The sequence below is a fragment of the Pseudomonas corni genome (assembly GCF_057128765.1).
In genome coordinates this window covers 206,138-230,994 of record NZ_JBSKHW010000011.1, presented here as the reverse complement: position 1 = coordinate 230,994, position 24,857 = coordinate 206,138, and the positions used below count along the sequence as shown (strand labels likewise).

The 24,857-nt window shown below is 56.6% G+C and carries 25 protein-coding genes; 8 read left to right on the top strand and 17 right to left on the bottom strand.

The genetic code is table 11. The features are described 5' to 3' along the window. On the bottom strand, nt 1–636 hold a 636-nt coding region (gene vgrG / locus ACWKV9_RS18295; protein WP_483837538.1), incomplete at its 3' end, for a type VI secretion system tip protein VgrG. A gap of 378 nt (nt 637–1,014) precedes the next feature. Between vgrG and ACWKV9_RS18290 the strand changes: the two genes are divergently transcribed. Both ACWKV9_RS18290 and msrA read left to right on the top strand, forming a co-directional pair. Continuing rightward, nucleotides 1,015–1,530, top strand: coding sequence for a GNAT family N-acetyltransferase (locus tag ACWKV9_RS18290; RefSeq protein ID WP_483837537.1), 516 nt, complete (start codon nt 1,015–1,017; stop codon nt 1,528–1,530). Between the two features lie 133 nt (nt 1,531–1,663). After that, entirely contained in the window at nt 1,664–2,173 is a 510-nt protein-coding gene (gene msrA / locus ACWKV9_RS18285) for a peptide-methionine (S)-S-oxide reductase MsrA (protein WP_483837536.1), read from the top strand. Nucleotides 2,174–2,491: 318 nt separating this feature from the next. On the opposite strand, the gene ACWKV9_RS18280 is transcribed toward msrA, so the two are convergent. Together ACWKV9_RS18280 and ACWKV9_RS18275 are read right to left on the bottom strand one after the other, a co-directional pair. Next, a complete protein-coding gene (locus tag ACWKV9_RS18280) occupies nt 2,492–3,619 on the bottom strand; it encodes a GGDEF domain-containing protein (RefSeq protein WP_483837535.1) in 1,128 nt (375 codons plus the stop codon). A 147-nt stretch (nt 3,620–3,766) separates the two neighbouring features. Then, nucleotides 3,767–4,963, bottom strand: coding sequence for an MFS transporter (locus ACWKV9_RS18275; RefSeq protein WP_483837534.1), 1,197 nt, complete (start codon nt 4,961–4,963; stop codon nt 3,767–3,769). A gap of 111 nt (nt 4,964–5,074) precedes the next feature. Between ACWKV9_RS18275 and ACWKV9_RS18270 the strand changes: the two genes are divergently transcribed. Further along, entirely contained in the window at nt 5,075–6,004 is a 930-nt protein-coding gene (locus tag ACWKV9_RS18270; protein WP_483837533.1) for a LysR family transcriptional regulator, read from the top strand. 24 nt (nt 6,005–6,028) lie between these two features. Here ACWKV9_RS18270 and ACWKV9_RS18265 read toward each other — a convergent pair whose 3' ends face one another. The 7 genes from ACWKV9_RS18265 to ACWKV9_RS18235 form a co-directional block, all read right to left on the bottom strand. Next, the gene (locus ACWKV9_RS18265; RefSeq protein WP_483837532.1) at nt 6,029–6,922 is read right to left on the bottom strand and encodes an alpha/beta fold hydrolase; all 894 of its coding nucleotides are present in this window, start codon (nt 6,920–6,922) and stop codon (nt 6,029–6,031) included. Between the two features lie 25 nt (nt 6,923–6,947). Further along, the gene (locus tag ACWKV9_RS18260) at nt 6,948–7,709 is read right to left on the bottom strand and encodes an SDR family NAD(P)-dependent oxidoreductase (RefSeq protein WP_483837531.1); all 762 of its coding nucleotides are present in this window, start codon (nt 7,707–7,709) and stop codon (nt 6,948–6,950) included. A gap of 42 nt (nt 7,710–7,751) precedes the next feature. Beyond that, nucleotides 7,752–8,375 carry a cysteine hydrolase family protein gene (locus ACWKV9_RS18255; protein ID WP_483837530.1) on the bottom strand — a complete coding sequence of 208 codons (624 nt, stop codon included), beginning with the start codon at nt 8,373–8,375 and terminating at the stop codon, nt 7,752–7,754. Nucleotides 8,376–8,425: 50 nt separating this feature from the next. Next, nucleotides 8,426–9,421, bottom strand: a complete 996-nt coding sequence (locus tag ACWKV9_RS18250) for an MDR family oxidoreductase (RefSeq protein WP_483837529.1) — start codon at nt 9,419–9,421, stop codon at nt 8,426–8,428. 205 nt (nt 9,422–9,626) lie between these two features. Beyond that, nucleotides 9,627–11,633, bottom strand: a complete 2,007-nt coding sequence (locus ACWKV9_RS18245) for an FUSC family protein (protein WP_483837528.1) — start codon at nt 11,631–11,633, stop codon at nt 9,627–9,629. 2 nt (nt 11,634–11,635) lie between these two features. Next, on the bottom strand, nt 11,636–12,676 hold the full coding sequence (gene mdtN, locus ACWKV9_RS18240; RefSeq protein ID WP_483837527.1) for a multidrug transporter subunit MdtN: 1,041 nt from the start codon (nt 12,674–12,676) through the stop codon (nt 11,636–11,638). Between the two features lie 15 nt (nt 12,677–12,691). Beyond that, nucleotides 12,692–13,000, bottom strand: coding sequence for a YtcA family lipoprotein (locus tag ACWKV9_RS18235; protein ID WP_483837526.1), 309 nt, complete (start codon nt 12,998–13,000; stop codon nt 12,692–12,694). A gap of 292 nt (nt 13,001–13,292) precedes the next feature. Here ACWKV9_RS18235 and ACWKV9_RS18230 point away from each other — a divergent pair, with 292 nt between their 5' ends. From ACWKV9_RS18230 to ACWKV9_RS18220, 3 genes are all read left to right on the top strand, one after another. Further along, nucleotides 13,293–14,732, top strand: coding sequence for a PAS domain-containing sensor histidine kinase (locus ACWKV9_RS18230; protein WP_483837525.1), 1,440 nt, complete (start codon nt 13,293–13,295; stop codon nt 14,730–14,732). Next, nucleotides 14,729–15,370: a response regulator transcription factor gene (locus ACWKV9_RS18225; protein WP_483837524.1), complete on the top strand. Its 642-nt coding sequence runs from the start codon at nt 14,729–14,731 to the stop codon at nt 15,368–15,370. The genes ACWKV9_RS18230 and ACWKV9_RS18225 overlap by 4 nt, the downstream gene beginning before the upstream one ends. 110 nt (nt 15,371–15,480) lie before the next feature. Further along, a complete protein-coding gene (locus tag ACWKV9_RS18220; RefSeq protein ID WP_483837523.1) occupies nt 15,481–15,849 on the top strand; it encodes a response regulator transcription factor in 369 nt (122 codons plus the stop codon). 2 nt (nt 15,850–15,851) lie between these two features. On the opposite strand, the gene ACWKV9_RS18215 is transcribed toward ACWKV9_RS18220, so the two are convergent. Both ACWKV9_RS18215 and ACWKV9_RS18210 read right to left on the bottom strand, forming a co-directional pair. Beyond that, complete coding sequence (locus tag ACWKV9_RS18215) at nt 15,852–16,769, bottom strand: AraC family transcriptional regulator (protein WP_483837522.1); 918 nt, start codon at nt 16,767–16,769, stop codon at nt 15,852–15,854. A 105-nt stretch (nt 16,770–16,874) separates the two neighbouring features. Further along, nucleotides 16,875–17,525 (bottom strand): LysR substrate-binding domain-containing protein, encoded by a 651-nt coding sequence (locus tag ACWKV9_RS18210; RefSeq protein ID WP_483837521.1) that lies wholly within the window; start codon nt 17,523–17,525, stop codon nt 16,875–16,877. A 292-nt stretch (nt 17,526–17,817) separates the two neighbouring features. Between ACWKV9_RS18210 and ACWKV9_RS18205 the strand changes: the two genes are divergently transcribed. Together ACWKV9_RS18205 and ACWKV9_RS18200 are read left to right on the top strand one after the other, a co-directional pair. Continuing rightward, the gene (locus ACWKV9_RS18205) at nt 17,818–18,810 is read left to right on the top strand and encodes a LysR family transcriptional regulator (RefSeq protein WP_483837547.1); all 993 of its coding nucleotides are present in this window, start codon (nt 17,818–17,820) and stop codon (nt 18,808–18,810) included. 58 nt (nt 18,811–18,868) lie between these two features. After that, nucleotides 18,869–19,855 (top strand): alpha/beta fold hydrolase, encoded by a 987-nt coding sequence (locus ACWKV9_RS18200; RefSeq protein WP_483837520.1) that lies wholly within the window; start codon nt 18,869–18,871, stop codon nt 19,853–19,855. A gap of 154 nt (nt 19,856–20,009) precedes the next feature. Here the strand turns inward: ACWKV9_RS18200 and ACWKV9_RS18195 are convergent, their stop codons facing one another. The 5 genes from ACWKV9_RS18195 to ACWKV9_RS18175 all read right to left on the bottom strand — a co-directional run bounded on the left by ACWKV9_RS18195 (nt 20,010) and on the right by ACWKV9_RS18175 (nt 24,789). Beyond that, on the bottom strand, nt 20,010–22,595 hold the full coding sequence (locus ACWKV9_RS18195) for a bifunctional diguanylate cyclase/phosphodiesterase (RefSeq protein WP_483837519.1): 2,586 nt from the start codon (nt 22,593–22,595) through the stop codon (nt 20,010–20,012). Nucleotides 22,596–22,708: 113 nt separating this feature from the next. After that, nucleotides 22,709–22,900, bottom strand: a complete 192-nt coding sequence (locus ACWKV9_RS18190) for a DUF3606 domain-containing protein (protein ID WP_483837518.1) — start codon at nt 22,898–22,900, stop codon at nt 22,709–22,711. Nucleotides 22,901–23,118: 218 nt separating this feature from the next. Further along, on the bottom strand, nt 23,119–23,301 hold the full coding sequence (locus ACWKV9_RS18185; protein WP_483837517.1) for a DUF3606 domain-containing protein: 183 nt from the start codon (nt 23,299–23,301) through the stop codon (nt 23,119–23,121). Nucleotides 23,302–23,329: 28 nt separating this feature from the next. Then, entirely contained in the window at nt 23,330–24,088 is a 759-nt protein-coding gene (locus tag ACWKV9_RS18180; protein WP_483837516.1) for a COG4705 family protein, read from the bottom strand. Between the two features lie 122 nt (nt 24,089–24,210). After that, the gene (locus ACWKV9_RS18175) at nt 24,211–24,789 is read right to left on the bottom strand and encodes a cytochrome b (protein WP_483837515.1); all 579 of its coding nucleotides are present in this window, start codon (nt 24,787–24,789) and stop codon (nt 24,211–24,213) included. Between the last annotated feature and the right edge of the window lie 68 nt (nt 24,790–24,857).

Here is a 24,857-nt window from a genome sequence, read left to right as displayed (position 1 = left end):
GTGGCGCTGATCGTCGTGAAATTCCACCACCTCAATACGCAAACGCTCGTCAACCGTGAAGCGAAACCAGATCCCGACTTCGGCGAGCAAGCGGCGGATAAAGGTCAGGTCATCCTCGCCGTACTGCATCACCTGTTCGCGTCTCGGATACTCGCGCACCAGATCAAACAGGAAGTCCTGCCCTTCGAACTGATGACGGCAGCGCAGGATGCTTTCGACGATTTCCGGCACGGACTGGTGCTGGTAAATGCGGAACTGCCGACCGCGTTCGAGCAAGGCCAGACGCGGCTGCAACGTGACTTCGTACCGCGCCTCGTCGTTTGAGCCGGACAGGCGTTTGAAGCCAGTGATCACCCCATGCAACGTGCGCAATGGCGGTACGACTTTGCCGCTGTCCCATGGCATCACCGGCGGCAAATCGTGGGGGGCGGCATGCAGGCTGAAATCAGCTTGGCGCCTGAGCATGTCCGAGGCAGCGATATCGTGATCGCTGGAAGTGAATTCGATGCGGTATTTGAACGGCTGGCTCAGTTGTTCCTCGCCATCGAAGGCCAGCACGTCGAGCGTTGCTTCGATGCCGCGAACAATGAGGGTGTGGCGGCTGTGGTCGAAGAACGTGCGCGGTGGATTGAGCATTTCAGGCCTCCTTGGCGATGAGCTTAAACAGGTTGATGTTTAATTTGATAAACACTCAAACATCCGCCTTAATGTAAAATGCCAAACATAGGCGGCAATTTTTAAACAAAGTGTTTAATCGATAACTTGTAAAACCTGTATTAAACATACAGCCGTAAATTGTGTGCTGTTTGATCAATGCTCTGCACGGTAGGTGAGTACTAATAACAAATCCACCCCAAAAACATCATCAGGAAAGTTCTGGGTAAGTTAAAGGATAACTCCTACATCAAACTTGAGAGACGCCGCACAATTCAAAACCACGAGCTTGCTCCCAGCAGATTGCGGTAGAGTAAAAACCCCACAACCACCCCACCCACTGCCAGGACTCACAGGCCCATGCACCGCACCACTTCGCGCCTGATCTTGCGACCGCCCCGTGCCGATGATCTGGCCAGCATCTTCGCCATCCACAGCGATCCTGCGACCAACCAGTACAACCCCTCCGGGCCCATGACCGACATCAGTCAGGCTGCGTCAGTGCTCAGTGACTGGCTCAGGCACTGGGAAGAAAAAGGCTATGGGCAGTGGGCAATAGCTAGCCGCGACGATCCGCAAAACATCATTGGTTTCGGCGGCCTGTCGATGCGCATGTATCTCGATGTCGAGCGTCTGAATCTCGGGTATCGGTTTGCGGTCAGCGGCTGGGGCATGGGCTATGCCACCGAATTGAGCATTGCCTCGCTGGAGTATGGCTTCGATGAGCTGGGCGTGAAGCAAGTTTTCGCAGTGGTCCGGCCAGCCCATCAGGCGTCCATCCGCGTGCTGGAAAAGATCGGAATGCAGCGCATTGACTCACTTGATGACGTGCCCGGTCAGCCGGAGAGCCTGGTGTACCTGGCCACCCACGCCTGAGCAACGTGTCGACGGGATTGAACGTCCGAGGCGCGAAGCTATCCAGACCCTTGCGCGAACCAATTACCCACGAGCAAACTGGCCGACTATTGACGTCTTCGGCCGCCATGTTCACTGATGGAAGGATTGAGAAATGACAACGCAAACCGAAACCGCCCTGCTCGCAGGCGGCTGCTTCTGGGGCATGCAGGACTTGCTGCGACGCTACCCCGGCGTGCTGTCGACCCGCGTCGGTTACAGCGGCGGCGATGTGCCAAACGCTACCTATCGCAACCACGGCACTCACGCCGAAGCCATCGAAATTGAGTTTGATCCAAGCCAGATCAGCTATCGGCAGATCCTGGAGTTCTTCTTTCAGATCCACGATCCCTCGACTGCCAACCGCCAAGGCAACGACCTGGGCGTGAGTTATCGCTCAGCGATCTTCTATCTCGACCAAGAGCAAAAGCGTATCGCTGAAGACACCGTGGCAGACGTTGATGCTTCCGGGCTCTGGCCGGGCAAAGTCGTAACCGAAATCGCTGCAGCAGGTGACTTCTGGGAAGCCGAACCTGAGCATCAGGACTATCTGGAGCGCATTCCCAACGGCTACACCTGCCATTTCATTCGCCCGAACTGGAAACTGCCGGTCAGGCCTCAGTGAAATAGCAACGAGCCGCGCATAAAAAAATCGCCCATCCGGGCGATTTTTTTGCTCTGAACAATCTCTTACCGGATAACCGACCGACGCATCTGATCCGTATTTTTAATCCCAATCTGGCTCTGTATCGAAAACAGCTATGGACTGACAATGGCAACAACGGTCGCGCGGACAAAGATGCCTGCGACCCTTGCCCACGCGGCCTCCCCTGCCAGGAACGCAAAATGACCAAGCTCGCCATTTTTCTCGCCGGATTTTTAGCGTTGACCATCGGTATTGGTATTCTTGCAACCATTCCGCCGACCTGATTGAGCGACGAATTCAGCCGGAAACTGCCACCTGATTGCGCCCCTGTGCTTTGGCGAGATACAGCGCTTGATCGGCGCGGTTCATCAGGTGATAGAGGTCTTTGTCACCGACTTCGGAAAAAGCCAGGCCCACACTGGCGGTCATGCGGTGTACGGGCTCGCTTTTCATAATGGCGATGGCCTGAACGACCTGTTCTGCGATCGCCATGGCAACCTCCGGCCTGGTGTCGGGAAGCAGCACGGCGAACTCCTCACCGCCCATCCGGCCATGCAGGTCTGATGCGCGAAACGACGCGGCAATGACCCTACCGATCTGCTGCAAAACCCGGTCTCCCGCTTGGTGACCGAAGGTGTCGTTGATCTGTTTGAAGTGATCCATGTCCAGCATCAAGGCGCACAAAGGACGTTGGCCGCGACGGCACTGGCTGAACAATTCCTGCGCACCTTCGAAAAAAGCACGGCGGTTTTTCAGGCCGGTCAGGTCATCGGTTTGCGCGGCATAGTTGGAGATGCTGTGAGCGCGCTCCATTTCCCGGGTCAGCCGGAAAGCCTGCTCCAGCGCCTCCGATAGCGTACGGGTCGCGCTGATCACGAAGCAGGCGAAGATCAATGCCGAAATAGCCATTCCCGCTTGCATGGTCGAAGGCTGAAAAAGCAGCCACACAGAGCACGGCAGCAACACAAGCGCCATCGATACCAAGGTCATGTGGCGATAGGCGGAATAGCACGAGACCGCCGCCACCGACATGCCAACCGTGAACAACATGACCAGCGCCTGGGACAGCAAATCCTGCGCTGGCATCACTACGAATGCTCCGATGCCCCACACGCCAGCAGACAACACCAGTGTGGTCCAGTATTTAAGCTCCCAGCGTTGCGGGATTCGCTCATACTCAGGGCTGCGGAAATACGCGATGAACATGACGATACGCAGCAGCGTCGATGCCGTCAGTATCGACAGCCACCCCACCATCGCGTCGTGATCGAAACGTTCCCAGCACAACCAGCACAGCATGAGCGCGGCAAAGTAGCTGCCGGCAACTGCAAAGACCGATTGGCGAAACAGCTGCTGCAATCGATCAGTGCGTACTTGCTGTGCGATCACAGCATCCGGGTCACACTGAATTTCAAGCCCATCCATTTGATCCGCCAGATCTTGAGCCCAGAACAGCGGGTATTGTGGCACCCTGCTACCACAGCGAACAGCGTAATTACGTCTCAAATGGCCGGAATACCGCCGGATCTGGCAAACGACACACAACTTGGTCCTACAAAAGCCTACTCAGTCTTATTTGGCCTTGCCGCGCATCATCAGCAGTGCAAATACGACGGCAACCGCCGCAATCGCGGTTGAGATGATCCCTAGCGACTCAAGCCCAAAGTGTTCGATGCCCAGCCCACCGAAAATCGCACCCAGGCCAATCCCGGCATTGGCCGCCGAGATGTTCATCGATGCTGCCAGTGCCTGGGACTTGGCGCCCGCCTGCATCACTCGCACCTGACAGATCGGGAACAATGCGGTGTACGCCACGCCCCAGGCAATCAGCGCAACAATCAACCACGCATGATGGGATGCCGCAGGCACCGCAAACAGCATGCCTGCGCCAAGCACGATCAAAAACAACACCGTCGCACCCAATGGGCTGCGATCAACCAGTCGGCCTCCAATCTGATTGCCAATCATGCCGACGGCACCAAAGCCCATCAGCCACCAGCCAACCTGCCCCGAGGGAATTGCCGCAAGCCGCTCAAGGGTGTCCGCCAGATACGTGTAAGCGGTGAACATCGCCGTGAACGCCAGCGTAGACAGCGCAACGTGAGCCAGAAAACGCGGTTCCTGGAGAATCTGCGTTTGCTTATCGCCTTCAGCACGGGCTGGCGATGACGGCAGCTTAGGCATGTACAGCTGAATCAACACCGCAATCACCAGGCACAACCCGGCCAGAATCCAGAAACTGCCGCGCCAGCCGACGGCATCAGACGCCAGCGTGCCCAAAGGGATGCCGAACACCAGCGCAGCAGAAATCCCCAGGTAAACCTTGGCCACCGCTTTCCCGGCATTACCCGGCCCGGCCAGCTGCCCCGCCGTTTCACTGGCGGTGCCCCAGAACACTGGCAGCATCAACGCCGGAATGAAACGCGCCAGCGCCAATACCCAAATATTCGGCGACAACGCGGCCAGCGCGTTGGCTGCAACGAACACCACCAGGATGAAAGTAAAGAGCTTCTTGCGATCAATGTGCGCAAGCCGGGCGGTGAGGATCGGACCAAATATCATCACCGTGAAAGCGAACAGCGTCACCACCTGCCCGGCCGTAGCGATGGAAATATTCAGGTCCCGCGCCAGCGCCGGAAGCAATCCCAGAATCAGAAACTCAGTGGTCACGATGACGAAGGCTGCTACCGCCATAATCAGGATCTGCAGCCCCGATCGTGAACCGGTGTGGGGTTGGGCGGCATCAGCTGCCAGAGATGGGTTTTGCATAAGCCGTCACTCAATGAAATTTCAGTGCGCAAGCTTATTCAAGAATCCAACGCGCATTGAGGCTATATTCTCCGGAATATCGGGAACCAGATTCACCAATAGGACGGCCACATGTTTTCATCAGAACGCCTCAAAGGCATTGATGTGTTCGTCAGCGTGGCGGACCTGGGCAGTTTTACCGCCGCCGCCGAGCGATTGAACCTGACCAGCTCGGCCGTCAGCAAAAGCATCGCGCGGCTTGAAACCAGACTTAATGCGAGGCTGTTCAAGCGCACCACACGACGGCTTTCTCTGACGGACGCAGGCACCGTTTTCTATCGCACCTGTACCGGCGTGCTGGCTGATCTCGAAGAAGCAGAACTCTCGTTGCACGCCGAAAGCGCCGAACCCCGGGGCAAGGTCCGCATCGACCTGCCTGCCTCATTCGGTCGTTTGCATGCGCTGCCGGTGATCCTGAAGTTCGTCGCAGATCACCCCATGCTGCTGCCGCACATCTCATTTTCGGACCGCTTCGTCGATCCGGTCGAAGAAGGCATCGATATCGTAGTGCGCATTGGCGGCCCGGACGTCTGGCCTGCTGCGCTTGGCCACCAGTATCTTGGTGCCGAGCGTTTGATTTTCTGCGCATCGCCAGCCTATCTGCGCAAGCACGGCGAACCGCTGACCGACCGTGATCTGGAGCAGCACAGCTGCGTGGTCTACGGCAGGAGCGATGGTCTGGTGAACCCTTGGCACATTGCTGGAACCCAAGCGGGCGACATGGAACGCAGGGTGTTTAGCGGCCGGATCGCCATCGGCGACGGCGAAAGTCAGGCCATCGCAGTGGTTGCCGGACACGGCATCGCTCAGCTGCCGACCTGGGCGGTCAAGCGCCAACTGGACGACGGCTCACTGGTGGAAGTCCTCGCGCATCTGGCAACCGAGGGGCTGCCGATGAATCTGGTGTGGCTCAAGAGTCGCCAGGCACTGCCCAAAGTTAGCGCGCTGCTGAGCGCGCTGAGCGACAGCCTGACACCGGCCGGGAGCAGGCTAAACAGTTGACGCGGGCTTTGAACGATCAACACATCAAGCGCCGTCCAGCATGATCTCGGCTACCTTTTGCGGCATATCGATTTGCACCCAATGTCCGGCATGCAACAGATGCAACGTGGCGTTTTTGAACGAGGCCTGGAGGTCCTTCGCCACACCGGTATTGAGATACGGATCAGTTTCGCCCCAGATCAACGTGACCGGAATATCCAGTCTATTGACCTGTTCCAGGTGCCGGGTATTACGGTCAACTTCAGCGAACAGCTGCGCCGTCATCTGCCCGAAGGCCGGACCGGAGCTGGGCGTTTGCCGAAAGTTGTTATCGATCAAGGGCCCCAGAAAAGCAGCGTAATGAGCCTTTTGATCCTCAGGCAGATGCTGCTGAAACTGGCTGCGCTGGAAATTCAACACCCAGCCAAATTGCTCCGGACTTTGCAGAATGGCGCTGGTCAGCGCCCGCAGACTAGGCGTGGCGAACAACTCAATGAGCTCCGGCAGCTTCAACGTCGGCGCATCGCCGTACAGCGCATTCAAGATGCACAACGCGCTGACGTGCTGAGGGTAATCCAGTGCGAAATTGACGGCCGCCGGACCTGATGAATCGTGTGCAACCGGGACAATCCTGCCCAGATCCAGCGCTTGCACCACCGCCAGTAGATCGCCGACCTGTTGCTCAAAGCTGTAAGTCGCACCAGCCGGTTTGTCGGACTTGCCAAAGCCCAGAAAATCAAAAGTCACCACCCGTCTTGCGCCAGCCTGCAAGTGCGGCACCAGATCGTCATAGATGTGCAGGTTGTCCGGGAAGCCGTGCATGAGCACGAACGCCGGTTCCTGACCTGGGTAATCACGCACATACAACTGGCCTTCGCCGCGCTGCACACGGTGTTCGATGAATCCAAGGGAAGCAGGGTTTTCCGATGAAACACTCATGACAAAATCCTCGAGAAAAACAGCCTTAATTGGCGCTCTGCCCACCGTCCACCAACAACGCGTGACCGGTGACGTAGGACGCCAGGTCCGAAAGCAGGAACAGCGCCGCCTTGGCTACCTCTTCGGCCTCGGCCATACGCCCGAGCGGGATGCCTTGGGCGTAGGGATGAGAGTCGCGGCCTTCAGCGTCTTTGGTGATACGGCCTTCGGTCATAGGGGTGCGGGTGAGCGAAGGATTGACCGAGTTGACACGAATACCAAACGGCCCCAATTCCACTGCCGCCGCACGCGCCAGAGACACCAGCGCACCTTTACTGGCGCCGTAAACCGAACTGCCGGGAAAGCCGATGAACGCCAGGGCAGAGGCGTTGAAGACGATGGCCCCACTGCCCTGTTGCTTCATTTGTGCCGCCTGAGCCTGCAAGCAAAAGAAGGCCGACTTGGTGTTGGTGTCCAGCAGCGAATCCCATTTGGCTTCGTTCAGGGTTTCCAGTGGCCCGCCTCCGCTCATGCCAGCGTTGTTGAACGCGCAGTCGAGACGGCCAAAGCGCGCGACGGTTTTGCTGACGATCTCGGGGATTTTGTCGACCTTGTCGAAGTCCGCCTCGATGAACAGCGCCTCGCCGCCATCCGCGACAATCTGCGACAGCAACTCTTCGCCAGCTGCGACATTGCGGCCGGTGAACGCAACTTTTGCCCCCTCCTTGGAAAACAGCAGCACGCTGGCTCGGCCAATGCCGGAGGTGCCGCCGGTAACGAGTGCTACTTTGCCTTTCAGAAGTCCCATGATCGCTCCCCTCTGTGCTGGATGCCGGGTTAAAAAAAGTCGTCAGGCGGTCTGGACCGCCGCAAGGAATGCATCGACGCTCAGGGCTTCGTGGCCGAAGGTCGGGTATGAAATGTCCAGGGCCGCGCGGTGTGCGGCCTCAGTGAAATCCGCTACGGCGTCGGTGAGGAACGTCACGTGGTAGCCGGCCTCCAGCGCATCACGGCCGGTGCCTTCAACGCAGGTCTGTGAGGTCAAACCCGCGATGATCACTTTTTCGATGCCGTTGGCTTGAAGCAGCGGTTGCAAGTCGGTGCCATGGAAAGAACTGAACACCCGGTGGTGGCTGACCACGAATTCATCGGACCGAGGCGCCAGCGGTCTATAAAACTCGCCGCCCGGCGAGCCGATCCAGAACATCTTGTTCGCCACGGCCTGTTGGAAGCGTGGATGAAGAAACTTCACATCGTCGAAACTGTGCTCGTCCAGACCATGGGGCGAAAAGAACACTTTCACCCCTTTTGCTCTCGCGCCATCGAGCAGACGCTGTAAATTGGCTTTCAGTTGGGTTTGTTCAAGCATCGGGGCGATGGCACCGTTCAACTTGCCATCTTCGGCCAGAAACTCGTTCAGCACATCGACCAGGATCAACGCCGACGTGGCCACAGGGTAAACAGGATCGCTCATGGGAAACTCCGCGCTGGTTGGTGCAAAAGCAGGACGCTGTTTCGGGTGATTCAGAGCACGACAATCGTTCGTCCCCTGACACCGCCCTTGATGATTTCAAGCGCGCGCTCCGGCACTTCTTCCAGACTGATCTCATCAATGACGTCGCCCGGCAGCCCGTCAGGCAGCAGTTGGGCGAGGCGATTCCACGCGTAGACGCGATCCTCTTTGCTGCAGTACACCGAATTGACGCCAATCAGTGCGACCGCGCGCATGATGAAGGGCAGCACTGTTGTGTTCAGATCGCGTCCGCCGACCAGGCCCAGTGAGGCGATAGCGCCCCCGTAAGCCATACTGGCCAAGGCGTTGCTGAGAGTCGTGCCGCCGACGTTGTCGATTACCGCGCCCCAGCGCTCGTCGAGCAACGGTGTTTCAGGCAGCGCCGAAATGCTCTCGCGATCCACCACCCGATCAGCGCCAAGAGACCGCATGTAGTCGGTGTGTTCAGGCCGACCGCTTGAGCCAACCGCCCGATAACCGAGCTTTTTCAGCAGCATCAGCGCCACGCTGCCTACCCCACCGCTGGCACCGGTGACCAGTACTTCCTTGCTTTTGTCGATGCCGTGTTTTTCCAGCGCATTGATACACAGCATGGCCGACAACCCGGCGCTGCCATGGGCCATCGACTGTTTGAGGGTCATGCCTTTGGGCAGCGGCACCAGCCACTCCGAGCGAACCCTGGCCAGTTCTGAGAAACCGCCCCAGTGCTTCTCTCCCACCCCCCAGCCATTGAGGATCACTTCATCGCCAGGCTGATAGTCTGGGGATTCGGAGTTGATCACCACCCCGGAAAAATCCACCCCCGGCACGAATGGGAAGAACTGAACGATCTGGCGATGGGCGTTACCCGAGATCGCCATGCCGTCCTTGTAGTTAACGGTGGAATATTTCACCCGGATCAGTACATCGCCCGCTGGCAGATCGCGTTCGTGGAGTTCAACTACTGAGGGAATATTGGTGTCAGCGGGGCGTGTGAGCAACAGCGCGCGAAAGGACAAATCAGACACGTTCATCGACTCCCATTTTGAATTGAAATGCTGGGGCTAAGTATTGAAAAAAGTGTTATCTGACAAACAACGATAAAACCATCCTAACGGTGCCTAACTTGGCTGGCGACTATACCTAAGCCTATTTGGGACATACCAAAAGATAGTGACTGCTATTAAGCAATGACGTGGGAGCGTAGACGTAACAGTTCAGAGCTGTGAATGATTAACCCTCGAGCGCAGGTAAGTTTTCCAGTTGAAATATCAATTTCTCAATACTACTCAATACATTGAGTTCATCGACGGCCCGTGCGGTTTTTTGTAGCTCCATAAGTTGCGCCCGTAGGTTTCCGGTCAAGACGTAAAAAGATCGATCCTCCACAGATTCGGCACCGTCAAGCTGCTCGGCATAAAACTGTAGGCAACCCACAGCCTGATCAAGCAAAGCGTCCTCCACGCGCCTTGAGTCTTTAGCCATCAGCGCTTTGGCGGCAGCGAGGTCGTGGGCAATCAGGATCAACCTTCGGGATCTCAGCAGAATTTCCCGAGCCTGAAGCGGCAAATTGATTACCTTTCCCGTAACACCAGGCTCGAATTGCACACGTACCGACATCGCCTCGCAATCGGCCACCTGATTCCAGCAACCGAGGGTCATCAGCGAAGTAGTGGGCGACGGCGCGAGCTTTAACAGGCTGGCGATATTTTGCAACAGCGTGGCGAGCTTCTTGATCAATACCCCGTCTTCCTGCTCCGGCCAGATGAACGTCTGAATCGCTGTAGTGATCACCACGCCCAGTACGATGCCAATTAATCGGTCGCGGATGATCGTCAGGTCGTAAACCGGCCCGAAGTCTTCGAGCAGCGCCAGGGCGAAGCAGAAAATGATCTGGGTACCGGCGTAGGAAATCTTGTCGGAGCCGGCGCAGATCCACGCGGACAACGCGACCACCGACAGACTCATCAGCAACAGGCCAAATAGCGTTTCCAGCTGCGGCACCACGAACACCATGGCAAACACTGACAGCGCCGCGCCAGCCAGACATCCGCCGACCCTGAGCACGCCCTTCTGTGACGACGCCCCCAGGTTAGGCAGCGAGGTGATGACGCTGGTCAGCATGATCGTGTGGATACCCGGCCAGTCCACGCCGTTGTAAAACACGTAGCAGAGCAACGTCGCGAAGAAGGTTTTGAGTACAAACTTCAGGTACTTGGGGTTGGTCAGGGCGTCGGCCACCATGAACGGTTCTTTGGCTGGCCTGCGCTCCGAGTCGGCGACTGCCTGGGTTCGCGACAGATCGAGCAGAGCGCAGCGCATCTCGTGCAGCGCCGGTACGTCAGTGGACAATGAGTCCAGACCCTCGGCGAGGAAGGTTTGTCGATCGGCTATCGCGCGGTCCAATGCAATGAGGTTGTCCCGCAAAACTGCCTGCTCAAGCGCGGTGAAAGTGGCATCGACAGGAAGATTGGCACCGGCAATCAGAAGCCTGCAAATTGCAGTGATGCACGCCTGATAATACGCACCGTAACGAACGTAATCTGTGTCGCGCACTGATGAGAACCTGAACAGCTTGTGCAGCCCCAGGACCGCTTTCTGCACCTCTTCTGGAGCGATCACCGCCCTGCTCTGCAATTGCCGTCGGACACGCGCCACTTGCAGTTGCATCAACGCGTTCAGTTGCGCAACAGGTTCAATCGGCAGGAAGAACGTGTTCACCAGCAGCGTGATGATCACGGCGTACAGCGTGGCCGCGCCGACCCACAGATTGATACGCAGCAAAGCCTCGGGATCTGGCATCAAATCCACCAGGCTTTGCACGTAGATGGTAACGAAACCGATCACAAAAAATGCCAGGCTGAAGCGGCTGACCCGCAGGAAAAACATGCAGCCGCAGAATATTGCGCTCGCCGCGACGATCCGAATCAACGGATAACCAAAGGTGTATTTGAGCAGCAACGCACCGATGGCCGTGCTCACTGGAATGCCTATCACGAACATCATGCCTACCATCCGCGTCACCGCAGCGTTGGCTTGGGTGATGAAGAACACCATGATCAGCGATAGCGCCAGAAACGGGATTTGCAGGGTCATGGAAATCACGATGACCAGCGTGCAGGAAACCAAGGTGCGCAGCACTGGATTGAGCCTGCCGGGGAACGGCGCCAGTTCGTGGCGCAAAAAGCCGATCAGCGACAGACGCCCCGGTTTATGGCCCGACTTAGCAGCGGCAGACATGACTACTCAGCCTGCCCGGTGTTGATCACCGCCACGGCAGACGCGCCAATACGAAATAGCTCAGGCCCCGGCGCGTCGATCAAGATGCGCACTGGAAAGCGCTGGGAAACCCGAACCCAATTGATCGAGCGCGCCACCTTGGGCAGGCCATTGACCTCGGCACCGCCGTCGTCGGGATACACGCCATAACCAATCGAGGCCACGGTGCCGCTGAAGGTTCGGCCAGTGTCCGCCATCAGATACACCGTACTCGCTGCCCCAGGCCGGATGCTGTCCAGCTCTGTCTCGCGAAAGTTCGCCACGACGTACCAGTGTCGGCTGTCGATCAGGTTGAACAGCGGATGGCCGGCTGACGCGTATTGCCCCACGGCGCTGGTGAGGCCGACCACCTTGCCGGCGAAGGGTGCGCGCACCACGGTGTATTCCAGGTTCAGCTCGGCACTGGCGATTTGCGCGGCTATCACCTCCCGCTGCGCCACCAGCGCATCCACTCCGCTGATGCCGGCGAACGCCTGCCGCGCCTGCAGTTGCGAAACGGTGAGATCGGCCCTGGCGCTGCGTTCGGCAGTGCCCAGTTGATCCAGCGCCTCGGCAGATACAAAACCTTTGGGCATCAGGGCCTGATTGCGTCGCAGGGTATCGCCGGTCTGCTTGGCAATAGCCCGCGCCCGGTCGACTCCCGCACGCGAGGCCTCGGCGCTCAGGCGTTGCGCGTCCACCGAACGCTGGGTCAGAACGATCTGTTGATCAAGGGCAATCAGAGCAGCTTTCTGTTGTGCCAATACATGCTCGTAGGCCCGGGGATCGATGCGAAATAGCACCTGGCCTTCGTTCACCTGCTGATTCTCGCGCACCGCCAAATCGATGATGTTGCCGTTGACCTGAGGCGTGACATTGATCGTATCGGCATAGGCGTAGGCGTCATCAGTGCGAGGCCGCTGGTCCAGCCGCACTATTACCAGCACCAATAGCAGCGCCGTTGCGACTAGCAGCCCCAGCAATAGCATTCGTTTTAACCACCGCGCAGAAAGACTATCGGACATGACACCGTTCCGGGTTCAAGAGGGGAAAAACAACAACCAGACACCGAGCGAAAAAAAGGCTGTCAGCAGCGAATAGGTCAGCGGCGGCGACGGGATGAAACGTCCCAGATTCAAGCCGATGAACAGCCCATGAAAAAGCAGCGTCGCTAGCACCCCCGCCACCCAGCAGAACAGCCAGTCCGGAAAATAAGCACCGATCACGTTGATCGAAGGCGGGTACACACAACCCGATAACGAGCAGGCAACGACAACGGCGACAACAGCCAAAAAGATCGAGCGACTGGTCATCCACGACCGCTCCTTGTAGTCGATAACGGCACGCATGTTGATGCCGACTATGGAGCGCTTGTCCCGTCGCAACCAGCTATGCCTTTGTATAGCCGGACTACGCCAATGGATATCTTGGCCAGGGCGATGAACGTTTCATGATGCGCTGCGGATAACAGCTCCGATTGAGACGATTGGTTATTTTTCCAAGACTTTCTGCCATTGCTTCACTTTTGACGGCCGCCTAAGCTCTGACCTGTCTGGATCGCGGCTTACCGGCCGCTTGCCCTCGGACGAAGCCAACCATGAGTTGCCGACACTGCATGCTTGCGTGGCCTAGGAAACCGTAATGACAAGTCAATCAATCGGTGCCAGAGACGACTCGAAAAAATCACTGCATGTCGTCGCCATCATGTTGAGCATCTGCGTTATCTGCCTGCTCGATTACCTCACGACTTTGCACATCACCATCGCCGTGCTCTACGTACTGGTCCTGTTCATGGCCACCAACGTTTTGTCCCGAAGCGCCATCTTGATTCTGGGTTGTCTGTGCATCGCCCTGACGTTCGCGGCCGATCTCAACGCAGATCAAGCTCAAACCGCAAAATCCGGTGCAGCCTGGATGCACTGCCTGACGAGCATCATCACCATCGCAATTGCCACTTTCCTGGTACTGCGCCATCAAGCGGCAGCGGTGAGCCTTGCTGACCAGATCCGCATCCTTGAGCAAACCCACGACGCCATTATCGTGCGCGACATGGAGTACCGGATTACCCACTGGAATCAGGGCGCCTGCACACTGTTCGGCTGGTCAAGCGCAGAGGCTCTGGGGCAAACCTGCTACAGCCTGTTGAGCACCGACGGACAATCGTCACGCAGGCCGTTATCACCGCAATTGCTGCACTCGGATCGCTGGGAAGGTGAGGAAGTCTACGACCGGCGCGACGGCGTCAAGCTCCACGTCTCCAGTCGCTGGACTGTACGCCGTGACGCCAGGGGCGTGGCAAGGGCGATCATCTCGGCCAGCAACGACATCACGGCATTCAGGCAGGCCGAAGAAGCGCTCAGCCAGTCCCAGGCACAACTGGCTCACGCCACCCGCATCACCATGTTGGGGGAGCTGATGGCCTCCATCGCCCATGAAATCAATCAGCCGCTTGCCGCCATATCTACCTACGGCGCCGCCAGTTTGCGCTGGCTTGAACGCGATACGCCCGACATAGTCGAGGCCAGTCAGGCGGTTGCCAAAATGATCAGCGACTCCAGGCGAGCCAGCGAGGTGATTCGCCGGATTCGCGCGCTGTCTCGCAAAAGCGACGCCGTTCACGCTTCCCTTGACCTCAACGCGACGGTCGATGAATCACTGGCTCTGCTTACCCGCGAGCTGGCACGAAAAAACATCTCGCTGGTGCGTGACCTCGATCCCTGCCCTATCGAAATCACAGGTGACCGCGTGCAGTTACAGCAGGTGGTGATCAACCTGATCATCAATTCGGTGCAGGCCATCAACGGTGCAACGGCGCGCCCTCGGGAAATCATCATTCGCACCCGTCGCCAGAACGGTCGGGCGCTCATGACCCTCATCGATACCGGCCCAGGTTTTCCTCCAGATCAACTGCCGCATCTGTTCGACGCGTTTTTCACCACCAAACGCGAAGGCTTGGGTCTGGGACTGTCAATCTGCAAATCGATCATAGAGTCCCACGCCGGTGAGATTGGGGCGCAGAACAGAATCGATTGCCCAGGGGCCCTCATTCAGATTTCCTTACCGGTCACAGGTGCGCGATGAACAGTTTAAGCCCGCTGGCCGCCGTTGAAACGCATCAGCCCATCGTCTATGTGATTGACGATGACGACTCACTGCGAGGCGCACTGGAAAGTCTGTTTCGCTCCGTTGGCGTTCACGTACAGAGCTTTTCCTCGGCCGAAGAATTGCTGAAACATGATCTGCCGGAAGTGCCCAGCTGTCTGGTGCTGGACGTGCGCCTGCAAGGGATCAGCGGCCTGGACCTGCAACTTCAACTGTCGGACCTGAAAGACAAGCTGCCGATCATTTTCATGAGCGGGCACGGCGACATTGCGATGACCGTGCGCGCCATGAAGGCCGGCGCGCTGGACTTCCTGCCCAAGCCGTTTCGCGAACAGGACCTGCTGGATGCCGTGGCCAGTGCCTTGACCAGCAGCCGGTTGTCCCGGGAAAGTTCGCATGCGCACCTGAAACTTGAAGAACGCTACGCAAAACTTACCACCCGTGAACGACAAATAATGACGTTGGCCGTTAACGGCCTGATGAATAAAAACATTGCCGCTGAACTCGACTTGCGCGAGATCACCGTAAAAACACATCGGCGTAGTGCAATGATTAAAATGGGTGCCAGATCGTTCGCAGAATTGGTGAAGATGGGCAATGACTTGAATCTGGTTTAAAGAGCGTATACCCGGGTATAGTTTTTCAGCGCATCCATTGCTTGTAAGGTAACCAGCAGACAGGATGACAGCACACTCATGGGATTCATCCTGAACAACAGGTGATCACTGTGTCTCCAGTTAAAACTGTATCAATCGTGGACGACGATGAATCAGTTCGAAACGCCATTAGCAGTCTGGTCCGTTCCATGGGCATGGAAAGCCTGGTGTTCAGTTCTGCCAATGCCTTTATTGCTTCGGGGTGCCAGGCGCAGTCCGACTGTTTGATTACCGATGTACAGATGCCCGGATTAAGCGGCACCGACTTGCAGCACCAACTTCTTGAGCAAGGCAGCACATTGCCGATTATCTTTGTCACGGCGTATCCGGAACCCACTATTGCACAGCGGGCACTGGGGCGAGGTGCGGTGTGTTTTCTGGCAAAACCGTTCGACGCCAGCGTGCTGATTGCCTGTATCGAAACGGCATTGGCGCGCTAGCTTCAGGCGATTTTCTCAAGGCGTTTTTGTGCCCGGTCCCGAGTGGGCGACATGCCCCTGGCCTGCTTGAACGCCCGACTGAACGAGTACTCGGAGGTGTAACCCACTTTGCCTGCGACTTCGGCCAGGCTCAGCTCGGTATGTTCAAGCAACTGCGCAGCAATCCCCATGCGCCAGCGGGTCAGGTAACTGTGGGGCGGCTCGCCCACCGAAAGGCGGAACTGTTTGGCGAACGCTGCCCGGGAAAGCCCCGCCTCTTGCGCCAGACGGCTCAAGCTCCATTGTTTGCCGGGGTGTTCATGAATGCAGGCCAGCGCCCTTGCTACATGGGGGCTTTGCATGGCGAAAAACCAGCTGCCCATCTTCGCCGGCGCCGTATCCGCCCACTCTCTCAAGATATAAATGAACAAGGTGGAGAGTAGGTGGCGCACGATGATCTGGCTGCCGAGGCCCGAATACTCAAGCTCTTTGCGCAGCTGATTGAGGGTGGCCGCTACCTGCGAATCGTCGCTGCAAGCGTTGGCCTTGAAGTGCAGCACCGGCGGCAGCGATTTGAGCGCCGGGAGCACCATGTAGCGATCAATGCCGAACGAGCCACAGATGACATTTGCAGCCTCAGGCTCGGTGCTAAATACGCCGTTGTTGTTCTGCAAGAACTCAATCAATGGCACCACTTCGCTGTTCAGCGAGTGACGTAACTGATGGGCCGACCCTCGGGTCAATAACACGATGTCGCCAGACATCAACTCAACAGGGTCCAGGCCTTCGGTGCTAATGAACGCAGTTCCTTTGATCATCAGATGAAAGAAGGTCGCGTCCCGGTGATTGATATGCACACCCCAATCACCGGCCACCCGGGTCTGCGCCAGGATAATCCCTTCGGCAGTCAGATACTTAAGCCAGTGATTGGCGTTACTCATAAAACCGTGCCTGATCAATAAAGAAAACTACGTCGTCCCGCTGATGACCAGCGGTCGTCGATTGATGCTCCGAGTATAGGGCTTGCACCACCGGTTGCCCGTTACTTATTTGGCGTAATCGTCCTGATCTTGCAACAGCATCTTCAGACGGGACCTCAACCATTGCTCCTGTGGCCGATCATCGCAGGATCGATCCCAAGTCATGGAAAGTTCGATGGTTGGCAACTTCAACGGCAAAGGCTGAACCCGCAGGCCACCATACGCCGCCAGACTATCGGCGACGTAATCAGGCACCGTGGCCAGCAAATCGGTATTGGCCATCAATAGAGGAAGACTACTGAACTGCGACAGCGAAATATCAATCCGGCGACTGCGTCCCAACCGCTCAAGCTCACTGTCGATGTAACTGCTCACATCCCCTGAATACAACACTTGCGCATGCGGGCGTCGGCAATACTCCTCCAGCCCCAAGTCATCGGGGCAGCGATCACTGCGGATCAGCCTCAACTGCAGGCTTCGCAAATACACCCGATGGGCATCTTTGGGCATTTCCCTGCTGTAACCCAGGCCTACTGATATCTCGCCAGAGCGTAAATCTGCCACCAGTTGATCATGCTCTAGCCGACGAACGATGAACGTAGCACCCGGGGCCTCCTGACGAAGACGGCTGAGCAGGCCCGGCAACAACCCATATTCCACATCTCCGCTTAAACCAATGCGATAAACCTTGTGCCCGAAAGAAGATCCATTGCTCACAGTGCGGCCCCATTGTGCATAGCGTTAGTTGAGTCCGAAAACGTCAAATACAAGCGCATCTTAAACTTCAGGCCATTTACAGACACTCGTCCCTAAGCATATTCGCGCTATACGAAGGTATAACAAAATCAACTTCATCATCTGCGAGGGTTTTGAGTAGACTGACTGTCTTAATTAAATCACTGCTCTACACCACAGCAACTTAGGACTTGAAAGAACGCTAAGTCTTGCGTCGCCAGTACCCAGGCAATCCGCTGCTTAAACTCATTCCATTAGTCGGTGGTCAGCCATGATGGACAAGTTACAGATGATGCGTATTTTCGTATCTGTGGTCAGAGCCCATAGCTTCAAAGCAGTCGCCACGCAACTGGATACGTCGACACCCAATATATCCAGAGCGGTGTCCAGGCTTGAGGAAATACTGCAAACCCGATTGCTCAACCGAACCACGCGCAGGGTCTCGCTCACTTCAGCCGGCGCCCGTTACTATGAGCATTGCGAACAAATCCTTGCCGAAATCCATGACGCCGAGTGCGAAGCCGCCCGAGCACACACCCGGCCCATCGGTAATCTGAAAGTACACGCGATGTCCTGTCTGGGCTCGCACTACGTCATCAAGGCCATCGCCGCTTACCAGCGCACGTTCCCTGAGGTGTCGTTCGATGTCACCATCACCGACAAGATCCCGGACATGATTGGCGAGCACTACGATGTGTCCGTAATGATCGCTGACAAACTGGCCGACTCGAACTTCTTCTCGCAGTGTATCGGATCAACCTACAGCATCCTGTGCGCTTCCCCCGAGTACCTGCGACGACACGGTACGCCGAGCAGCCCTTCGGCCCTTCACCTCCATCACTGCCTGAAATTGGTCAGCCCGATGGCGCCTTCCGAAAAGTGGGCATTACAAGGCCCCGATGGCGAAGAAACACTGGTGATCAACAGTTCGTTTTTCAACGTGAACACCTCAGACGCCATGACTACCGCCATCGTCAACGGCATGGGCATCGGCGTGCAGCCGGTGTATGCCGCGATTGAGGGCCTGGCGCAAGGGACGCTGGTGCGCGTGCTGCCGGACTACCGCATGAAATCGCTGAGCTTTTTTGCGCTCTACCCCTCGCGCAAGTTCGTCGATGCGAAAACTAAAACCTGGATCGACTTCCTGCGTGATGCGCTGCCGCCCCTGATTGCCGCCGAGGAAGCGACCATGGTCGACAGCCAGGCAGTGTGCGCCAACCTGGCGCAGCCGCAGAGCGTTTCGGCCGCACTGCGATCCCCCGGCTGACACCACCGCTTTATCCCCCGCCTTCTTTCCGATCCACCCACCCTTTGCGGAGCATGAAATGACTCAGACTTCTCCCTCGAACGAGCAACATTCTCGCCGCGACTTTCTGGTGACCGCCAGCGGCGTCGCGGCTGCGGCTGCGTTTTCCGGCACCGCGCTGGCAGCGGAGACCAAGACGCCCAAATCCAGCATTTCGACGACTCACCACGGCGCCGATAATGGCTCTTCAACCGTGGTAACGGCCGACGGCACACGAATCTTCTACAAAGACTGGGGCAGCGGCCAGCCCATCGTCCTGTCGCACGGATGGCCGTTGACCAGCGATGCCTGGGACAGTCAGATGCTGTTTCTGGCCAACCACGGTTTTCGGGTGATCGCCCACGATCGTCGCAGCCACGGTCGCTCCGGGCAAACCTGGACTGGCAATGACATGGACACTTATGCTGACGACCTGTCGACGCTCATCGAAAAGCTCAATCTTAAGCAAGCGATCCTGATCGGCCATTCCACTGGCGGCGGGGAAGTCGCCCGCTACATCGGTCGCCATGGCACCAAACGCCTGGCCAAGGCGGTACTGATCAGCGCGGTCCCACCCTTGATGATCAAGACCGCCAGCAACCCCAACGGCATCCCGCAGTCAGTTTTCGACGACATCCGTAGCGGCGTGTCCAACAACCGGTCGGCGTTTTACAAGAACCTGGCGATCCCGTTCTATGGCTTCAACCGCCCCAGCGTGAAGCCCGATCAGGGAGTGATCGATGCGTTCTGGCTGCAAGGCATGCAGGGTGGAATTCAGGGTCAGTACGAGTGCATCAAGCAGTTCTCCGAAACCGACTTCACCGCCGACCTGAAAAAATTCGACATCCCGGCGCTGGTGCTGCAAGGCGATGACGACCAGATCGTGCCCATCGGTGTCTCCGGAAATCTGTCGTCGAAAATCATCCCCAAAGCTCAGCTTAAAATTATCCCGGGGGCGGCCCACGGCATGTGTACCGTCAGCGCAGGAGCAGTCAATGCGGCGTTGCTTGAGTTCATCAACGCGTAAGAGTTGGCGGTTGTCGCGGTTGAGCCGTGAGCGTTGCAACCTGCAGTCACCGCTCCGGGCTGCGGGTTGCTTCCATGCGTGCTGCCACAGGAATGCACGTCACGGGGCGCGCAGCCCTATCCAATATCTCGCCGGGGTCCCTCGTATCTTTCGATCAGACGTTGCCGGAGGCCACGACACCCTCCGTTACTCGAACCAGAGCGCTGAAGCCATCAAAGTCCAACGGGCGACTGAGAAAGTAACCTTGGCCTTCATCGCACAACACGGACTTCAACATCGCCAGGTGCTCCTGGGTTTCGATACCTTCGGCAGTCACAGTGAGTGAGAGGGCATGTCCCAAGCCGACGATGGCTTCAATAATGGATCTGTCCTCTTCTGTTGCGCCCAGTCGGGATAAAAAGCTTCGATCGATCTTCAACCCGTCGAATGGGAATGTGCGCAGATAGCTCAATGACGAATATCCAGTGCCAAAGTCATCCATGGCAATGCGCACGCCCAGCCGTTTTAATGTTCGCATGATCTCCAGAGCGCCGGATGCATCATCCAGCATTACACTTTCGGTAATTTCAAGCTCCACACGACCAGGTGCGATCCCGGACGCCTGCAGGGCTCGCTGCACGCGCTCCACTAAATTGCCGCGTTTGAATTCGCTGGGAGAAAGGTTTACTGAGACAAAAAGCTGTTCCGGCCAACCAGACGCATATTCAAAGGCGGTCTGCATAACCCAATTGCTCAAAGCCAGAATCAATCCTGTTTCTTCAGCAATCGGGATGAAGGTGTCAGGGGCAATCAGACCACGCTCCGGGTGCTGCCAGCGCACTAAAGCTTCAGCGCCCACCATTTTTCCGTCGGAAATTCGAAAGCGTGGCTGGAAATGCAGGCGCAGTTCGCCGTGTTTGATTGCAAAACGCAGGTCACTTTCCAGACGGCGGCGCTCGACGATTTTCGAGTTCATGTCCCCGGCATAGAAACGCCAGGTATTACGGCCGCCCGACTTGGCCTCATACAGTGCGATATCTGCGTAACGCAGCAACTCGGTGGCCTCGCTGGCATCGGTTGGCGCCATTGCGATGCCAATGCTGGCACTGATGAACACTTCCTGCTCGCCGATCTGAATGGGCCGCTCGATCGATTCGATAAGCCGTTGGCACAACATTTCCACCTCTTCCTGACAACTCACGTCGGTCAGAATCAGCACGAATTCATCACCGCCGATACGTGCTACCAGATCCCCATGACGAATACGCTCGCCCAGACGACTGGAAATTTCGTTCAAGACAATGTCTCCCGCCGCGTGCCCGAGCAGGTCATTGACCGGTTTGAATCGATCCAGGTCCAGGCTAAGCATGACCAGCGGCTGCTCGGCTGTTGGCTGGGTTTTGAGTTTTCCATCAAGAAACTCTCTGAGACGAGTTCTGTTGGGCAGGCCTGTGAGGGAGTCATGCTGGGACAAGAACTCAATGCGCCGACGGGACTCGACCTCCTCTGTGACATCCGTCGCGGTACCCCGAAACCCTTGATCGGCCATTGCTCGGGCTGAGAGACGAGTAATACGGTGCTGACCTTTGGTGTCGACAAAGCAGCACTGCACGCTGATGTCCGGGCGACGATTGGGGATGCTCAGCCACTGGGATACCGTACCCAGCTCGGTAGACAGCAAGTCATCCATTGATGCGCCAATCCAGGCATGTGTCGAGAGTCCCGTCACATCCTCGAAGCGCTCGGACAAGTAGGTAAAACGCCCTTGGTGGTCGATCTCCCAGACCCAATCTGAACTGGCTTCTACCACATCGCGAAAGCGCGCTTCGCTGATCGCAAGCGCGCACTGGCTGGTTTGCAACGACTGGTAACTGGCATCGAGCGCCTGCGCACTGGCCGTCGTGCGGCGTAATATCGCCCACGCCATCAGACAGACCAGCAGCGCGGCAATACCCACCAACGGCAATCCAAGCCCAAGCAAGCGTTCGCCCGGCTTGGGCGGATTCCAGTGCAAGCTTCCGGCAACTCCGTTTTCGCCCAGAGGGAAGAGAGAGCTACCGAGCAGTTGGTCTGCGGTGGCGACTCCCAACTGATCTACCCCGTAATCCTTGCCCAGCGTTTCAAGCCTGGAGGCTTCGAGGATGTCGACGAAAATCAATACCGATGGCTGCCGATCATCTTGTACTACCGTAGGGTCGGTCCCTGGGGTAATCGCTGCGGCACCGACCAGGGCTGGCAGGCCATCAATGTTGACGAAAAGGGTTGTGGGGGTTTCTGCATCCGCGCCCGCTCGGGCCTTACTTAATACGCTCGATAGAGATTGTTTTAGCCAACTGGAAGCGTCAACGGACTTCAATTCGCCGTTGATGACGGCGTACACCGTCTTATCAGCATCGTCGACGACGAATATTCCCTGAAATCCAAAATCTGCATAAAGCGTGGGTCCGACGTTCTGCCGAACGTATGCCCAGTCAGTGTCCACGGCGCTATGCAGATGTTTGTAGGCGTCGCCCCAAAACGCATAATCCTTGACCGTAGCGCTGATGGATTTTTCCAGCGCCTGCACCGCCTTACTGGTGTAAAAGGCGCTCTCAACCTCCTCGTTCCGGTCCAGGTCGTGGGCAAGGTAGATAAGCAGGTATCCCGTGAGCAAAAACACGCCGGTCAGTAGACCGACGAACTTGAAGAGTGACGCGCGGATGATCGTCACGCCTAAGCGACGGGGACCAAAGCCGACTGTGGACGGGGACTGTTTAGGCATAAGAGAGATCGCTGGCATTGAAACGATAAGAGTTCATACCGTTGTATCGGCCGCACTGACGGAAATTTTAGCGAGCTCAAATGCAAAGCCCGGCGTTTAGCCGGGCGTTATTCTTACGCGTGATGCGAAGGCTGGAGCTGGAGTTGTCGTTGCACGTCGGTCAATGAATCCCCGACTTCACTCACTGCGCACCGGACTGCATCTTTGGATACGCTGAACTTATCAGCCCAGAACTTCAGTTCACTGCTGTCCTGAATATTTATTCTAATATCATCAGTGCCTTGACTGCGCCTGCGATTGTCCATTCACGTTCTCCCTGCCTGAGTAGGCAAGCTCAGACTAACAGGCCATGCTTCCAAGTGAGGTTTATTCGTGAAATTTTCGTGAAATAAATGGACGACCAGCCAGTTGCACCGCAATGGATAGACAGTACACCACCGATTGGATGCATGACTGTTTAAGAAACAGCCTGGACTATGAGTGGGCACCCAATTCAAGGGAATGGACTGGACGCGCGGTCACACTATTTCGCTTTTCGATCAAAGTAATCTTTAACCGCACTGAGAGAGTCACCGACCTCCTTCACCGCACGCCTGATGTCATCTTTATTTACTCCGAATTTTTTTGACCAGTACTTAAGTTCGGCGCCATCGGATGCATTAATCCTGATGGCTTCGTCAGCACTGTTTAATATGAGCTTTTTCATCCGACGGCCCTGACATTCCTAAGGAGTTTCAACTGTCGGGCAGTTGTTCGAAAGAGGGGTCACGTTTGCGGTTAAAGGCTGTGGCCGCCGCAACCAGTACCAGAAGTATCACCAGCAACACCAGTGAGGAACCTACCGTACCGAAATCCAACCCCCCTTTAGCGTAAGGTTTGGTGAGGACATCGCCCAGCGTTGCACCAAAGGGCCGCGTCAATACGAAAGCGATCCAGAACAACATCACGGAAGAAAGTTTAGTCGTGTAATGCAGCACGGCCACAATCGCAATTGCACTGCCGACAAGTAACGCGCCGCCCATGAACCCTAAGCCTGAATCATCTGCCAGGAAGTCGCCGAGCGCTGTTCCCAATGTATTTGAGAACAATATGGCGAACCAATAGAAGAGTTCGGCCTTGCGGCTGGTGATCCGGCTGACGGACAGGGATTTCTCACTCCAGAACCAGGCAGTAAAGATAGCGAGCAGTATTGCAATGAGAATCGCGGAACCTGCCGCATATCCCAGGCCCAACGTTCTGTCCATGAAGTCCGACATAGTAGTGCCAGCGGTGCTGGTCGACAGAATCACAAACCAGTAAAGCGCTGGGTGATAACGTCTCGAAGCCAGTTGGCCAAGGAGCGAAGCTGCGAAGACGCTGATCAGTATCAATGAACTCACTGCATAACCGACGTCCAGTGTCATAGACAATAGATCGCCTGCGGTTTCGCCCAATGTGGTGGCGCATATTTTCATCACCCAGAACGCAAGCGTGATCTGCGGCAGTTTATTCATTTTTATTTACCTGAAAGAAAAGTTATTGCGGGTGAGCCAATGCCAACTACGGCGATCAATGATCACGTTCGTTATGTAAAAAATTGGTCAGACGAAAATGAAAATACCGAAAACATGATGAATCACTTACTGGTCGCTTTCAGCGCACTCACCCGCCGACTTCGCCCAGGCAACATTCGCATCAGCGTGTTATCGCCCAAGACGTAATGGTGAAAGAGCGCTGCTACAGCGTGCAGTCCAATCAGCCAATAACCAGCATTGCCCACCCATTCATGCCAGCCCTTCAATTGCCGCGCCAGCGAGGGGTCCAGGGTCAGTGGTGAGGGCAGGAATATCCCGAAATAGGGTATCGGTTTACCGCCGGCCGACAACATAAGCCACGCCAACAACGGTGTTGCGATCATCAGCGCGTAAAGCGCCACGTGAACCAGTCGGGAAAGCGCTTTCTGCCAGAACGGCAATGGCGGCGAGATTGACGGGGCAGGCTTGAGTCGTCCGAGTAAACGAATCCATACCAGAACGAAAATCGAGAGGCCGAACACACCGTGCAACCCCAAAAACAGGCTCTTGAGCTGGCTGGTTCTGGGCACCATACCCTTGAGTTCGATGCAGGCATAAACCCCGACAAACAACCCGAGCATGAGCCAATGCAGGGTCATGGATAATTTTGCGTAACGCTGTGCGCCAGGTTCGGAAGTCATGAATTCAGTCCATTGGAGTAAATGTGCCGCAACCTTGCACCTGGTTTCTTAACGCTTTCTGAAGAGTG